General features: G+C 60.5%; 14 protein-coding genes and 1 tRNA gene. 5 read left to right on the forward strand and 10 right to left on the reverse strand.

Annotated elements, in window-relative coordinates; genetic code table 11:
• The first annotated feature begins 17 nt into the window (after positions 1 to 17).
• Positions 18 to 1115, forward strand: a complete 1098-nt coding sequence (gene ychF, locus BW990_RS18080) for a redox-regulated ATPase YchF (protein WP_076450335.1) — start codon at positions 18 to 20, stop codon at positions 1113 to 1115.
• 33 nt (positions 1116 to 1148) lie between these two features.
• Here the strand turns inward: ychF and BW990_RS18085 are convergent, their stop codons facing one another.
• A complete protein-coding gene (locus BW990_RS18085) occupies positions 1149 to 1424 on the reverse strand; it encodes a hypothetical protein (protein WP_076450336.1) in 276 nt (91 codons plus the stop codon).
• A 115-nt stretch (positions 1425 to 1539) separates the two neighbouring features.
• On the opposite strand from BW990_RS18085, the gene BW990_RS18090 reads away from it, so the two are divergent.
• The 3 genes from BW990_RS18090 to BW990_RS18100 all read left to right on the forward strand — a co-directional run bounded on the left by BW990_RS18090 (position 1540) and on the right by BW990_RS18100 (position 4850).
• The gene (locus tag BW990_RS18090; protein ID WP_076450337.1) at positions 1540 to 3171 is read left to right on the forward strand and encodes a tetratricopeptide repeat protein; all 1632 of its coding nucleotides are present in this window, start codon (positions 1540 to 1542) and stop codon (positions 3169 to 3171) included.
• A 183-nt stretch (positions 3172 to 3354) separates the two neighbouring features.
• A tRNA-Ser gene (locus BW990_RS18095) sits at positions 3355 to 3444 on the forward strand.
• Between the two features lie 461 nt (positions 3445 to 3905).
• A complete protein-coding gene (locus BW990_RS18100) occupies positions 3906 to 4850 on the forward strand; it encodes a metallophosphoesterase (protein ID WP_076450339.1) in 945 nt (314 codons plus the stop codon).
• Between the two features lie 12 nt (positions 4851 to 4862).
• Here the strand turns inward: BW990_RS18100 and BW990_RS18105 are convergent, their stop codons facing one another.
• The 9 genes from BW990_RS18105 to BW990_RS18140 all read right to left on the reverse strand — a co-directional run bounded on the left by BW990_RS18105 (position 4863) and on the right by BW990_RS18140 (position 13206).
• On the reverse strand, positions 4863 to 5243 hold the full coding sequence (locus BW990_RS18105) for a hypothetical protein (protein ID WP_076450340.1): 381 nt from the start codon (positions 5241 to 5243) through the stop codon (positions 4863 to 4865).
• The gene (locus BW990_RS18110) at positions 5243 to 6568 is read right to left on the reverse strand and encodes a recombinase family protein (RefSeq protein WP_076450342.1); all 1326 of its coding nucleotides are present in this window, start codon (positions 6566 to 6568) and stop codon (positions 5243 to 5245) included. The genes BW990_RS18105 and BW990_RS18110 overlap by 1 nt, the downstream gene beginning before the upstream one ends.
• Positions 6565 to 7065 (reverse strand): DUF2924 domain-containing protein, encoded by a 501-nt coding sequence (locus BW990_RS18115; protein ID WP_076450343.1) that lies wholly within the window; start codon positions 7063 to 7065, stop codon positions 6565 to 6567. The genes BW990_RS18110 and BW990_RS18115 overlap by 4 nt, the downstream gene beginning before the upstream one ends.
• Positions 7062 to 7283 carry a hypothetical protein gene (locus tag BW990_RS21620; protein WP_143526275.1) on the reverse strand — a complete coding sequence of 74 codons (222 nt, stop codon included), beginning with the start codon at positions 7281 to 7283 and terminating at the stop codon, positions 7062 to 7064. Before BW990_RS21620 ends, BW990_RS18115 begins: the two co-directional genes overlap by 4 nt.
• A gap of 374 nt (positions 7284 to 7657) precedes the next feature.
• Positions 7658 to 8485, reverse strand: coding sequence for an HNH endonuclease (locus tag BW990_RS21625; protein ID WP_143526276.1), 828 nt, complete (start codon positions 8483 to 8485; stop codon positions 7658 to 7660).
• A gap of 3 nt (positions 8486 to 8488) precedes the next feature.
• On the reverse strand, positions 8489 to 10210 hold the full coding sequence (locus tag BW990_RS21130; protein ID WP_083950705.1) for an AAA family ATPase: 1722 nt from the start codon (positions 10208 to 10210) through the stop codon (positions 8489 to 8491).
• A gap of 183 nt (positions 10211 to 10393) precedes the next feature.
• On the reverse strand, positions 10394 to 11119 hold the full coding sequence (locus BW990_RS18130; protein WP_076450349.1) for a hypothetical protein: 726 nt from the start codon (positions 11117 to 11119) through the stop codon (positions 10394 to 10396).
• A 37-nt stretch (positions 11120 to 11156) separates the two neighbouring features.
• Positions 11157 to 12524: an AbiJ-related protein gene (locus BW990_RS21630; protein ID WP_143526277.1), complete on the reverse strand. Its 1368-nt coding sequence runs from the start codon at positions 12522 to 12524 to the stop codon at positions 11157 to 11159.
• Positions 12525 to 12528: 4 nt separating this feature from the next.
• Positions 12529 to 13206, reverse strand: coding sequence for a LexA family transcriptional regulator (locus tag BW990_RS18140; RefSeq protein WP_076450350.1), 678 nt, complete (start codon positions 13204 to 13206; stop codon positions 12529 to 12531).
• A 108-nt stretch (positions 13207 to 13314) separates the two neighbouring features.
• On the opposite strand from BW990_RS18140, the gene BW990_RS18145 reads away from it, so the two are divergent.
• Positions 13315 to 13998 (forward strand): hypothetical protein, encoded by a 684-nt coding sequence (locus BW990_RS18145; protein ID WP_076450391.1) that lies wholly within the window; start codon positions 13315 to 13317, stop codon positions 13996 to 13998.
• Positions 13999 to 14023: the final 25 nt, after the last annotated feature.

Consider the following 14023-nt stretch of genomic DNA (forward strand, 5'->3'; position numbering starts at 1 on the left):
CAGGAAAGGGCAGGGACATGGGCTTTCGCATGGGGATCGTCGGCTTGCCGAACGTGGGCAAATCCACCCTCTTCAACGCGCTGACGCGGACCGCCTCCGCGCAGGCGGCGAATTTCCCGTTCTGCACGATCGAACCCAATGTCGGCGAGGTCGCGGTGCCCGATCCGCGCCTGGAGACGCTGGCCGAGATCGGCAAATCGAAGCAGATCATCCCGACCCGCATGACCTTCGTCGACATCGCGGGGCTGGTGAAGGGCGCCTCCAAGGGCGAGGGGCTCGGCAACCAGTTCCTCGCGAATATCCGCGAGGTGGACGCCATCGCCCATGTGCTGCGCTGTTTCGAGGATGGCGATGTGGTGCATGTGGATGGCCGCGTCGATCCCGTCTCGGATGCCGAGACGATCGAGACCGAGCTGATCATCGCCGACATGGAAAGCCTCGAGAAGCGGCTGCAGAACATCACCCGCAAGGTGCGCGGCGGCGACAAGGAGGCCGTGCAGCAGGAACGCCTGATGAAGCGCGCGCTCGAGGCGCTGAACGAAGGCAAGCCCGCCCGCGTAGTCGAGGTGGCCGAGGATGACCTCAAGCAATGGCGCATGCTGCAGCTGCTGACCGCCAAGCCGGTGCTCTATGTCTGCAACGTCGCCGAAGAGGACGCGGCGACCGGCAACGCCCATTCCGAGGCCGTGGCCAGCATGGCCGCCGCGCAGGGCAACGCGCATGTGGTGATCTCCGCCCGCATCGAAGAGGAAATCTCGCAGCTCGATGCCGAGGAAGCGGCGATGTTCCTAGAGGAGATGGGCCTCGAGGAAGCGGGCCTCGACCGGCTGATCAAGGCGGGCTACCAGCTTCTGCAGCTCGAGACCTATTTCACCGTCGGTCCCAAGGAGGCCCGTGCCTGGACCATCCCGATCGGCACGCCTGCGCCGAAAGCGGCCGGCGTGATCCACGGCGATTTCGAGAAGGGTTTCATCCGCGCCGAAACCATCGCCTACGACGATTTCGTCAGCCTCGGTGGCGAGCAGCCCGCCAAGGATGCGGGCAAGATGCGCGCCGAGGGCAAGAGCTACATCGTCAAGGACGGCGATGTGCTGCATTTCCTCTTCAACACCTGAGGCAGGGGCTGGGGGTCGCGCCCGCCCGCGCCGCTACCACAGCGTCGGCTGCGCGATGCGGCCCGCCTGACCGCTGTCGCGATGATTGGCCGCGCTGCGCGGCGCGATGCCCATATCCTCGAGCCGCTCGCGCGGCATGGTCTCGAGGCGTGCGGCATCGCGGGCGATCCGGCGGGCTTCGCGCAGATCGCGGAAGAACTGCGTGAACGGGTTGTTCAGGATGCGGCGAGGCAGGGTGAGGATGCGGTCCATGTCGGTGTCTCCGATGGTGAGCGTTGCGATGCCTCCATCCTCGACACCGCCCGTCATCGCAGCGCAAAATTCCGGCTGCGGTGGTGCGCCATGCGTGCAATAATTCCGTTAAATCGTCGTCTTTAAGCGTAAAATGGCGCGCTTGCGTGCCTTTCCCCAGTCGGACCCATCCATGCCCCGCGTCGTCCTGCATCTTTCCGGGTCCTTCCGCGCCGAACGGGAGGGGATACCGCTCGAGGGGCTGTCGCGGCGGGCGCAGGGGCTCCTGGCCTATCTCGGCTGCCAGCCCGCCATGCGGGCCGAGCGAAGCGCGCTGGCCGATCTTCTGTGGTCCGATCGCGGCGAAAGCCAGGCGCGCGCATCGCTGCGCCAGGAATTGTCCGTCCTGCGCAAGGCGCTGGGCGATGCGGTGGAGGCCAACCGCCAGGCGGTGTGGCTCGTGCCCGACCACGTCGAGATCCGTCATGGCCCGGGCGTCTTCCTGCAGGGTTTCGATCTGCAATCCGAAGGTTTCGAGGACTGGCTGCGGGCGCAGCGGCAGATGAGGGCCGCGCCCTTGCCCGCGCATGCGCCGGTCGCCGCCGCGCCGCAAGGCACGCGCCCGACGCTGGCGGTGCTGCCCTTCAGCGAGATCGGCGCCCCCGAGACCGACATGTTCGCCGAGGGCATCGTCGAGGAAATCACCGGCGCGCTCAGCCGCAGCCGGGATTTCAACGTGATCGCCCGGCAATCGACCTTCGCACTGCGGGATGCGCCCCTGTCGGTGCCGGATATCGCGGAACGCTTGGGCGCGGATTACCTGCTCGAAGGCTCCGTGCGGCGCTCGGGCGACCGGGTGCGGATTTCGGTGCAGCTCGTGTCGGGCGGGGACGGGCATACCCGCTGGGCGGAGCGTTTCGATGACCGGCTCGACGATCTCTTCGATCTGCAGGACCGGATCGCCGCCCATGTGGCGGGGCAGTTGTCGCCCAATCTCCGCGCCGCCGAGATCCTGCGAGCGCGGCGGCAGCCGCCCGAGGTGCGCAGTTCCTACGATCTCGTGCTGACCTCGATGCCGCATTTCTGGGTGCACGACCCCGAAGAGAACCGGCGCGCGCTGGCCCTGCTCGACCGGGCGGTCGAAAAGGACCCCGAATCCGGCCATGCGCATGCGATGAAGGCGTGGTGCCATGCCCATGAATGCTGCTACCTCTGGACGCTGAAGCCCGATACGGCGCGCGCCGCCGCCCGTGCGGCCTTCGACCGGGCCTTGCCGCGCGCCGGGGACAATTCGGCCACGATGACCGCGTTGAGCGCCGTTGCCGCTTTGGCATTGAGGGACTTTTCCAGCTCCGAGGATCTCGCGGTCCGGGCGGTGGAGCTCGATCCCAACAACGCCTGGGCGTTTCTGCGCCTCGGCTGGGTCGAAGTCTATCTCGGGCGGCACGAGAGCAGCCTTGGCTATTTCGACCGTGCGCAGGAGCTCAGCCCGCTCGATCCGTTCCTCTTCAACATCGATTTCGGACGCTCCGCCGCGGTCCGGGCCATGGGCCGCTACGACGAGGCGGTCGCGCTGATCGAAAGGGGGCTGCGCGCCGCCCCGAAAGCGCATTGGGCCTACCGGATGCTCTTCGGCACGTTGTGGCTGAAGGGCGATCGCGACCGGGCCATAGAGGCGGGCCGCAAATGGCTGGCCGCCCATCCCGGCCTGTCGACCGAGACCCTGCTCGAGGGCCTGCCGTCCTGGCATCACGACCCCGATTACCTGAAGGTCCTGACCGACTTCGCCAAGATCATCCCGCCCGAGCCGTCAGGCGGCACCTGACCGGAATGCGGTTCTTCGCCCGGCTGGCGGCGGGTTTTGACCCGGGGCCGGAGTGGAATTGCTCGCCTCCTCTCGTTGCTTGGCCTCGCGACACGGGTCGTTTTGGGACCGTTCCAAAACGCATCGGAAATGGGGGGCTTTTTTGCCTTGTTTGTCAGATGCCGGACCTCTAAACGGGTCAGCGGAGACGTGGCCGAGTGGTCGAAGGCGCTCCCCTGCTAAGGGAGTAGGCGGGAAACCGTCTCGAGGGTTCGAATCCCTTCGTCTCCGCCATTATCACCATTGCGAACCAGTGACACCGCCCTGACGGGCGCGGATTTTTCCGTGTTATCAAAGGGGTTTGCGTGGATCGACCGAACCTCATAGACGCGCTGCCAGGCCGACGCTGGGCTCAGAATGGCCCTCAGTCTCAGTTTGGGCGAACCTCGTCCGTTCCGGTCCGGTCCTCTTTTCTTACGATTTTTCAACGACCTGCCTTTGAAATCCGCCAAAATCCAAACGCGCGTTCCGAACGATGTCGATGGAAACATAGACGGAACACGCGGTAGGCGCGTTGCTCGGGATGCCAGCGTAAAATGGCGGATTGCTTGGGTAGGTTCGCATCCCATTCACTCACCGAAACCCCTGATGACAAACCATTTTGGCACCGCTAGCGTTCAAGAACCTCGGATTGGTTCAGATCGATGCGGAGGCTGAGCCAAACCAAATACCGAGAACAATCCCAGGATGACCGCATGAACCCATTTGACATCATTCCAGACACCCACGGCCAATCCGCCAAACTTGACGCTGCCCTCGCTGTGCTGGGGTGGAGGCGGAGTGCTCTCGGATGGACCCATCCCGATCCGGATCGACAGATCGTTTTTCTGGGAGACTTCATTGACCGTGGGCCGGATAATCGGGCTGTTCTCAAGACCGTCCGCGAACTTGTCGATGCAGGCAAGGCCAAGGCGATCATGGGCAATCATGAGCTCAACGCTCTCCACTTCCACACGATGCACCCCGATGATGGTCAGCCGCTTCGTGCGCATTCGCCGAAAAACATCCGGCAGCACCGAACGTTCCTGGACCAGTTCCCGCCCGGCGATCCGCAGACGCGCGACGTTCTGGACTGGATGCGAAGCCTGCCTCTGTTTCTTGAGGAGGACGGGTTTCGTGCCGTGCACGCCTGCTGGATCGACGCCTCATTGGATCGGCTCAAGACGCTGACCGGGAATGGCGTGCTGACCGAGGAACAGCTGATCCGAGCTGCCGATCGCGACGAAGCCGACGAGATGTTTATCTTGGCCGAGCAGATTACGAAGGGGCCAGAGCATCGGCTACCGGAAGGCTGGTCGTTCACGGACAAGGACGGGACGGAGCGAGATCATGTGCGCCTGCAATGGTGGAACGCGGCCGCTCGCACCTGGCGCGACATAGCGATCTCTGTGCCGTCAATTGAGGGCCTGCCTGACGAAAACCTGCCGGAGACGCTTTCGGCACAGACCTATCCAGCCACTGCGCGACCGGTGTTCTTCGGGCATTACTGGTTGAGTGGCGACCCGGTCCTACAGGCACAGAATGCGCTTTGCCTCGACTATTCTGCGGGCAAGGAAGGCCCACTGGTCTCTTATGATATGTCCGACCTGGCCGGACCGCTTTCGAAGGACAAGATCCGGGTACATCCGGCGATCAGCTAAAACGGGTGGCCATCAGTCGAACACCCTTTCCGGCTGCTCGACCCATGGCAGCTCCGCCACGCCGCAGAGGTCGAAGATCGACAACACCGTGGGCTCGCGCCGCAGCACCAGCCGTTCCAGCACCGATGGCGATAGCCATGCCAGCCGGATCACGCGGCTGACATAGCGGTCGGAGATACCTTCCTCTCTGGCGAGATCGGCGATGGTGTTGACGTCGCCGCGCTCAAGCCTGCGCCGCCAGTCCCACGCCCGGCCGATGGCGCGCAGCAGGCGGGCGTCCTGGCCGCGATCCATGGCCACCTCTATCTCCTTGGGCGGCAGGATGCGCGGACGGCCGCCGCGATTGCGCAGGGTGAGCGGAATGTGGACGCGGAGGGTTTCCGGCTCTGCCATCACGCCACCTCCGGCTTGGCCGGTGCCATCAACGCGGCAATCGCACCCAAGCCCTCATGTCGGAGATCGACCGCCAGACCGGCGTCGCTGGCGGTGACCCGCGCCACCAAGAGCCGGACCACGCGCGCCTGTTCTGCCGGGATCAGCGCCTTCCACATGTCGTCGAATTGGGTCAGCGAGGCGCTGATGTCCGCCTCGCCAAGGTCTGGCCGGTCCTTGCGCAGGGTCCGCGACACCCGCGCGGCAACCTCCGGCGTGCGCAGCAGGCGACGGATTTCGCCGACCACGGCATCCTCGACCATGCCACCCGGCAACCGCTGCGGCCCGCGAAGCTCTGCCTTGGGGCGTTTCTTGATCACGTCCATCGAGACATAGTAGCGATAGCGGCGCGTGCCTTTCTTGGTGTGATGCGGAGTCATTGCCACGCCGGTCTCGGTGAAGATCAGCCCGCGCAGCAGCGCCGGTGACGGCTCCTGAGCCACGGCCTTCCTAAGATACCTGTTGTTCGCGATCACCTCATGCACCTCGTCCCAGAGCGTCTCGTCGATGATCGCGTCGTGCTCGCCGGGATAGGCGCTGCCCTTGTGCACGGCGAGGCCGCGATAGACCTTGTTGTGCAAAGTCTTGAGGAGTGAGGTCTTGTCGTAGGGTCTGCCGGTCTTGGTCAGGATCGCACGCGCATCTAACTCGCGGACCACCTGCGCCGTGGAACTGGACCGGGCGTAGAGCGTGAAGATCGTCCGCACCGCCTCGGCCTCGTCCGGGTCCACGATCAGCTTGCGGTCTTTCACGTTGTAACCCAGCGGCACCGGCCCACCCATCCAGATGCCCTTCTTGCGCGACGCAGCGACCTTGTCGCGGATCCGCTCGCCGATGACTTCGCGCTCAAACTGGGCAAAGCTGAGCAGGATGTTCAGCGTCAGCCGCCCCATGGATGTGGTGGTGTTAAAGGACTGCGTGACCGACACAAAGGTGACGCTGTGCTTATCAAAGATCTCCACCAGCTTGGAGAAATCCATCAGGGCGCGGCTGAGGCGGTCGATCTTGTAGACCACGACGATGTCGATCAGCCCGTCCTCGATGTCGGCGATCAGATCCTTCAGCGCGGGCCGCTCCAGCGTGCCGCCAGAGAAACCGCCGTCATCGTAGCGATCACGCAAGCAGACCCAACCCTCGGCCTTCTGGCTGGCGATATAGGCCTCGCAGGCCTCCCGCTGCGCGTCGAGGCTGTTGAACTCCATGTCGAGCCCTTCCTCGCTCGATTTGCGGGTGTAGATGGCGCAGCGCAGGCGGCGGGGTGGTTGCGGCTGTGTCTGGCGCGTCATTTGCTGATCCTCGGGCGTGGGGTGAAGCCGAAGAACTTCCAGCCGTTCCAATTCGCGCCGGTGATGGCCCGCGCCGCGCCAGAAAGCGATTTGTACCGACGACCTTGCCACTCGAAGCCCTTCGTCAACACCGTGACAGTGTGCTCGACGCCGTTCCACTCACGGACCAGCTTGGTGCCCGGCAAAGGACGTCGTGGGTCGGTCATCACCTGACCGGGCTCGCCGGAAGCCACCTCCGCCGCCAGCGCATCCAGCGTTCGCCGTGTGTCACGGCCAATGCCACCAAGGGCCAGTTCCTGGATGCGGTAGCCCAGCCGCAACTCAAGGTTCTGGCGGCTGGTGTTCGGCGCGGGCGCATCAAAGATCGCCGCCCATTTCTCGCGCAGGTCCGGCACGGTCATGGCCTTCAGCGCGACCAGGTCCGCCAAGACAGCGTGGTTCGGCGCAGCACCAATGCCTATTCTCTTTTCCACTGATTTCGTTGTTGTTTTCCTCATTCGTCCTCTCCAACTCGGGTTCGCAACTGGTGACGACGACGGCGAACAAGGGCGAGGATGTCCAGCGAACTGTCTCCTTCGTCCGAAGAATTCTCATTTATTTTCGGTGGGTTGGTGCGATCCACGGCTGCAGCGAGGATCCGGGCGAGTTCTGCCAAACGCTCATCGGTGGTGAGCATTTCGGGCGAAGGGGCAAAATTGACGTCGGTATTGGGCATGGTGGGCGAACCTCAGGTGTTGTTTTGCCCTGTGGTGGCCGCGATGCGAAAGGGATTTCAAGTTAAAACAATGGGCTGTCGTAGCGCGGCGAAATCAAGAGAAGCCAAGCGTTCGTGTGATTTGGGTAGGATTGATGGACGGGCCACGGGCTTCCGTCGCACCAAGGATCAACGTCGAAGATTCGCAGCAGGCGGATTTTGCTAAATCGGAGAGCGGCGAGGCTTTATACTGGTATTCTACCAGCATGGAACTCAGTTTTCACAGCGCCGCGAGTGTAAAGTTGCGCATCCGGAAACGGACTTGGTCAGGCGCATAAAAAGGCAGGCGGCGATGCGGCTGCGCAATACAAAGAATACCTAAATTTCAGCTGAGGTTACGCCACAGGGGGAAGGACGGCGGCGATCGCTTCATCAAACAAATATTGAATTGCGCCCGGATTGCGCTGAATGCCACGAAAGAGAGCTGCTTGCCAGCTATTCTGACCCTTTGCCGCACATGCCACCCGAAGTTCTTGATCGAGCTGAGTCGTTATACTGGCGATGCTCGGTTCGGAATCACGAATTTTGATTTGTGTTGGGAGCGATGACCATTCGGTTGCCATCGATAATTGAAACTGCGTCCCCAAGACATTCTTCAAGTGGAACTCCACAATTTCGTCGCGTGGCACTTCAAGGCCTGGAAGACCAAGTGGAATAAACCTAGCTGCCTTGAATGGCGGTACGATCTCTACGTACCAAATTTCCTGTCCGGCCCAGTCGTCAAAGTAGGGATGAATGAAGCGCCGAGGCTCACCACCATGAACAGTAGTTCCCTTTCCACCGGAGTTGCAGTGGCTGCATGCGGGGACGAGGTTTGCCCGCATGATCGAAAACTCTGGATAGACTGTGCGAGGTAGGTAGTGGTCGAGATCACCAGTTACTGGCGACCCGCAAATCGGACACGACTTCAGTCCCTCTTTCCTTCGCATGCGCCGAAGCTCACCGGAACCCTTGCGAGTGTCGTAAAGGGAGTATTGGCGGTCGCCTACACCGGGGCCGAAGTCGCTCGGAGCAACCGCAAAAGGACTTCCGGCATTTGCTTGGTATGCCTTATACGCGGCGATCCAAGCGGCTTGGTGGGGCTCCCACTCAGGCTTCTTGGCTAGTCTATTGATTTCCGCCTCATCATCTTCGGCGGGGACAGGAAAAGGCAGGTGCTGCATGTCTCAGGCTTCTGGTTCGCCATTCTCTGGCCCGTCAGCCTGTGGTTCTGCCAGCCGACGAGCGATGAAGGAAAGGCTTTCCGAATTCAGTTGGTCCCCAAATCGTTCGATGACACCTTCAATCCCAAGTTCACGCCCAGTCTGGTCGGCCCAATCGGTCAAGGTTTTCTGAAAGCTATGGGACATGGACGTATCTCCAAATACAAACTGAGAAATGCTGTCGATGGTAGCGCCGAATGTCTGCATGCGAGGCTGGTCGATGCGGATCTGACGGTTCTCCAAGGTCAGGACATTGACGCAGTTTCGAGGCGTTTCGCGCACCACATATGCTGAGTGCGTCGCAATTATTGCAATTGATCCTGTCGACTGCAGTAGATTATCGAGAATTTCCATGAGGTTAGAGATGAAGTTTGGGTGAAGATGTGTTTCGGGCTCGTCCAGCAGAAGCAAGCTGCCCTGTTCAATCGCTGACGCTGCCTGAGCTGCAAACCTCATCATTGCGTACTCACCGCTGCTGAGGCGACGCACTTGGCCATGTTCATTCAGAATTACCGCGGACCGATCCCAGTCTATTTGGTGGATCAGACGGATTGAGTTTTGTTCGTTCAGTGCCCTGCGAATAGGAAAATAGTCTTGCCCCCCGACGTTGATGGCATGAGGCAACCTGTCTTCTGCAGCCTGGGCAAGAATTGGCAGGTGAAGGCCCCTCCACAGACCAATGGAGCTAAGAGCCTCCTTAATAACATCCATTCGAGATTTGTCGCGCAAGGGTCCGAAGACGTTCAGCTCGTCAGTCTTTCGACATGCAACTAGGGCTGCAAGAAGAGAATCGTTCTGATCGTCAATTGGAGAATTCACCGCATAGTACTCATAATCGATACCGCGCCACGCGCCAATTGATCGAGGGAAAGGGTCCGTCGGAACCGAAGAGAATACGATTACCCTAGAGGGGTTCAGGCCGGGCATAAACCGTCGGCGCCCAATCTCGGCTTCCAGAGAATTGTGAAGTCCATCGACAATTGCCCTAAGAAGTTGTGTCTTCCCAACACCATTTCGACCTATAAGAACAGCGGTTCTGTTTCGAAATACTGCATCGGGGTGGAAGTGGAATGGCAGCGTATAGGGGTTGTCCGCACTGAGCATCCGGGCCGAAAAGACGAAATCTGCAGCCAATTCGGCCACCGGAGGTGGCGGGTCGGGCCTAAAGTGGCGACCACCTCGTCTGAGAGCATCATAGGCACCACCGAGCCGAAGAGCTCCAAAATGGAAATCTTCGGTACTTATCAGTTCGAGGAGCTCAAGATTGTTTCCCTCCGTCCGGGCGACCGTGGCATCGTGCATCACCCGCAGTGCGCTTATTCCAACGTCGAATCCAAGCGCTTCAATAACATCATGGTACATTTCGACATCAGGTAATAGCGTAGCGAAAGGCTGTTCAACGGCGTCTACTTGGAGGACGTTGCCGTACTGTTCAAAGAGCTCAGCGAAAACAGCCGAACTGCGGTGCCTTCCCTGGAACATCACCCGCATATGAAAGTCTAAGGTACCTCCTGCCACGGGACGAACGTATAGTTTGGCAAAGAAGTTGCGGCCAAAGTCATTCCAGCCCGGGTTGTCGTTGTCGGGTATAATCGCAATAACTGGCGTGGGGAAATCTTCCAGATCCGCAATGGATCGCGCAAAGAACACGTCGACGGGCGCGTCAGCCGGGATTGGTTCGGGCATTTACTATTCTACTCCTCCACGGCGTCTTTTAGAAAAGGCTAGATTAGCCATGTTGAGGCGCCGCACAAAGCGCGAAGGTGAACCCCACAACATGTGCTGACCTCCCGCTTCCTTTACTTTCAGCTCCAACGTCCGGGCTGCCTTCGGACGTTTGGCCCGAGTTTCATAACGAAGCAATGGCTGTCATTGCCTTGGCACCCCGTTCACCATACAATCGGTCTCCAACCGCAGTGCCGCCGGCCATAACGGCGTTTTGGTGAAAACGCTTTGCTCGGTGCTCCGGAAGCCCTTGGCGCGGTCCATGTGCAGCAACCCGGTCCAGCAGAGAGGCCGAAGCACTTGGATATGGAGGCTGCTCAGCACATTGTCGAAACCACCGGTTGGATCCGGCTCGCCGAACAGCACCTGACGGAGGTCAGCGCCGGTCGCGCCGTCCTCGGTCTCGACGTTCAGCACGTTCAGGAACACGTCCCAATTACCCAAGATCGGCTCGTCATCGAAGCGCGAGAAGCGGGCGTGATTGACCTCGAAAAGGTAGAACGGCGTGACGATGCCGAAGATACCACCGGCATGGCCAACCAGTCCCTGGCCTGCCTTGGTCAGTTTGAACTGGCCCTTGTAGTGCCGCCCAATCTTTAGCGCGATCAAGACGTCGTGCAGATCCATCAGTGGGCCGAAGTCGATCTCGTTCAGCACCTTGTTGACGGCGAAGAGGTCTTCCTCGGTGTGGTCGGGCCAGTCGAACTCACGCGCCGCCCAGTGCACGAACACCCGCTTGAAGGCCTTCGACGGCGTCAGCCCAATTCCACCATGTTCGGCCATGTAGGCGAAGGTCTTTTCCAGTGCCCGCACCATCGGTGAGTGCGCCAGCGCGGGGTTGGTATCGTCTATCTTGTGGAATTCGATCAAATCATCCTTCCTGCTGACTTGTCATGTACCATATCGCCTAATTCACACCATGAGCATCGAACAGTTGTCTGAAGAACGAAGCTATCAACCTTTCCACTGCTTCATGGCCCGCCTCGTTGGCTAGTGAAAACTCCGCGCCTCCAAAACGGAAGACTTCGTATCCTCGGAGCCGCAGCGCGCGATCGGCCTCGACCATCCGAGCATACCGGCGCGGGTCGGCCCGGTCGCCGTCGGCATAATGATGCTTTCCATCGATTTCGATGACTACCCGTTGCCTGCCGGGCAAGAGCATCAAAAAATCCATTCGTTGTCGAAATAAAGCTTGTTTGTCGGATAGTCTCCTAACGATTTCGGGATCGTAGTGGAGGTAGACTTGTGGGATGAGCGCAGGTAGTCGCTCACCAAGTTTTTCTGAGAAGAGCCGGAAATACGCAGCGAACAAGTGTTTTTCGGGGCCATCGTCAAGGGAGGCAATGAGCCGTTTTCCTAGTGCAGTGCGTGCCTCTACCAAATTGGATAGGCTTTCGCGCTGCATCCACCAGCGCACAAGATCAAGCCATGTGAGTCCGTTTCCAATAGGTAAGTCAAATATTAGGCAGCTTGCTGCGTGGTCGAGGACGATGATCTCGTTATCAATGGCGTCAGAAAACCCCAGTCGTGGTTTGGGGCCTATCGAAGCGAAAATCAGGTTCTTCGGTCGGCCTTCGACGCCTCGCCGCACTTGGCGAACAGTATAGGTTGCACGACCGGAAATCTCTCCGGTCCGAGCAACCTCGTATCCATCAATTAGTAATATTTCGGACAGTGCGATTGCCAGCGTGCCTTGGGCATCCGCATCGCGTATTCTGGGGTCAAGGGTCGATTCAACGAGACGTGCAAAACGCCGTGTTGGGCAGGCCGTTGCGCCTACAAACTCAAAGACATCCCGCGCGTTCCAAGTTGGTTCGGAGCCGGTCGCATGGATCCGGAGTTCGTCGACCTTACTTGGGCCAAAGAAGTCCGCAGCGCCGCTGAGATCGAAAAGCGCGCAAATTATGTCAGGTCGAACTCCCTCTCCATGCATCCGTGTAGCGAGTAGATCAGCGATCCGATCGCGTGTGATTGCTGTGATTGCCGGCTGACCTTCGTCTTGCAGTCGGAAGACCGCATCTTGGAGCGGGATGTCCTTCGTTTGCTCTGCAAATTCCAGCACCAGTTGAAGAGCTTTTTGTTGCGGAAGGCTGGCAAGCGTATTGCGGGCGACCGTCCTTTTGCTGTCACCGTCGACCAAAGCAACAGAGCGGTTAGTGAAGAAGGTATCGATATCCACTCCCCTCATTGCGTCCCTGAAACGGCAACCTGCGGCCTCCAGTATCTCCTCCAGAAGATTATTGTCCTGCATGTTTGCGTCGGCGCCTGAAGCCATTCGTTCAAATCTCCCGCGCGAACCAGCGGATGCGGCCGATGATGTGGATTTCCTCGGCGCTGCGCTCATAGGGGCTGTAGAAGCCGTTGTCCGAGATCACCCGCACGGCGGGCGGATCGCTGTTGGGGACGTGCTCAAGCCGCTTGGCCACCAGCCCCATGCCATCGTCCAGCACGAAGATCCCGGGCGGGTTCGGCGCGCGGCGGGTCATGTCGACCAAGACGGTGTCGCCGTCCAGCAGGGTCGGCGCCATGCTGTCGCCCTCCACATGCATGATCCGCAGCTGCGACGGGCTGGCCTTGAGGCTTCCCTTTATCCAGGATCGGCGGAAGTGGTAGGCGCGGCCGGGCGTGTCGTGATCCTCGGTCACCACCGCGCCGCCGCCCATCGATGGGCGCGGGCTGGCATGTGCTATCGCCACGAAGGTTTCATCCGGGTTCTCGATGAAGGGCGGCTCGCCTTCGACCTCGCCAATGCCGTGGATTAGCCATTCCCGCTCGACCTTCAGAACGCGGGCGACCTCCGCCAGCTTGTCGATGCCGGGCCGCGCTGAGCGGCCGCGCAGGATGTCGTAGACGAAGGATCGGTTGACCCCGGCCATCTCTGCGACATGAGCAGGGCTGAGCCCGAGTTGGTGGGCGCGGGCGCGAAGGCGGTCTGAGAGCGTGTGATGCTCGGTCATGTTTTCCCCAGAGGGCTGTGGATCAAATAGGATAAAACAGGATTGATCGGAGGGCGTCAAGGATTTAGAACAAACCCTAAACACTCAATGGCAGGAATCGGGGGTCAGATGGAGATCGAGAAGGCGTATTTTACTCTGCCGGAGATCCTCGATCGCTGGTCCATCTCCGAGGCCGACCTGATCTATCTGGCGGAGAACGACAAGCTGCGGCTTTCGGTGCGTGTCTTCGGTGTGCCCTTGGAGCTGGGGGATTACGAGGAAACCCAAGAGGGCGAGCACTTTCGGGTTCCAACCGAGCAGAGCTATTATAGCGGTTTACTCGAACTTCATGCGCGGGACGTCTTTCAGATGTTTCGAGCTGCCGAGTTGACAGTGAGCGACTTCCGTACGCCCGGGTCGGACTATGCTTCAATCTGGGGTGATCGCGATGGCGTGGCTCTGAGCATTGAGGATTTGCTGCTAAGGCGGGAGGAACGTGACCGTTTCGAAGCCGAGACCGGGTTCTCTGGCGCAGAGACCGGCCCGCAGCTGCCTGTCTTCAGCGCGTCGTCCGACTATCACGAGGTGCACTGCGGCGGGCACCAGTTCCGTCTGGGCCCGATCCAGGCGCAGGTTGCCCGTGCGCTGCATGAGGCTGCGCGCCGGGGTGAAGCATGGCAGAGCGGCAAGGCGATCCTGTCGGCGGCGGGCTCGAAGAGCCTGAAGATGTCCGACGTGTTCAAATCCCAGAAGCAGTGGCGGTCGCTGATCGAATCGAATGGCCGCGGCAACTACCGTCTGAACTGCGGCTGATTCCGACCCGTCCCGTTCCGGCACG

This window comes from Roseivivax lentus (assembly GCF_900156805.1).
GTDB lineage: Bacteria > Pseudomonadota > Alphaproteobacteria > Rhodobacterales > Rhodobacteraceae > Roseivivax > Roseivivax lentus.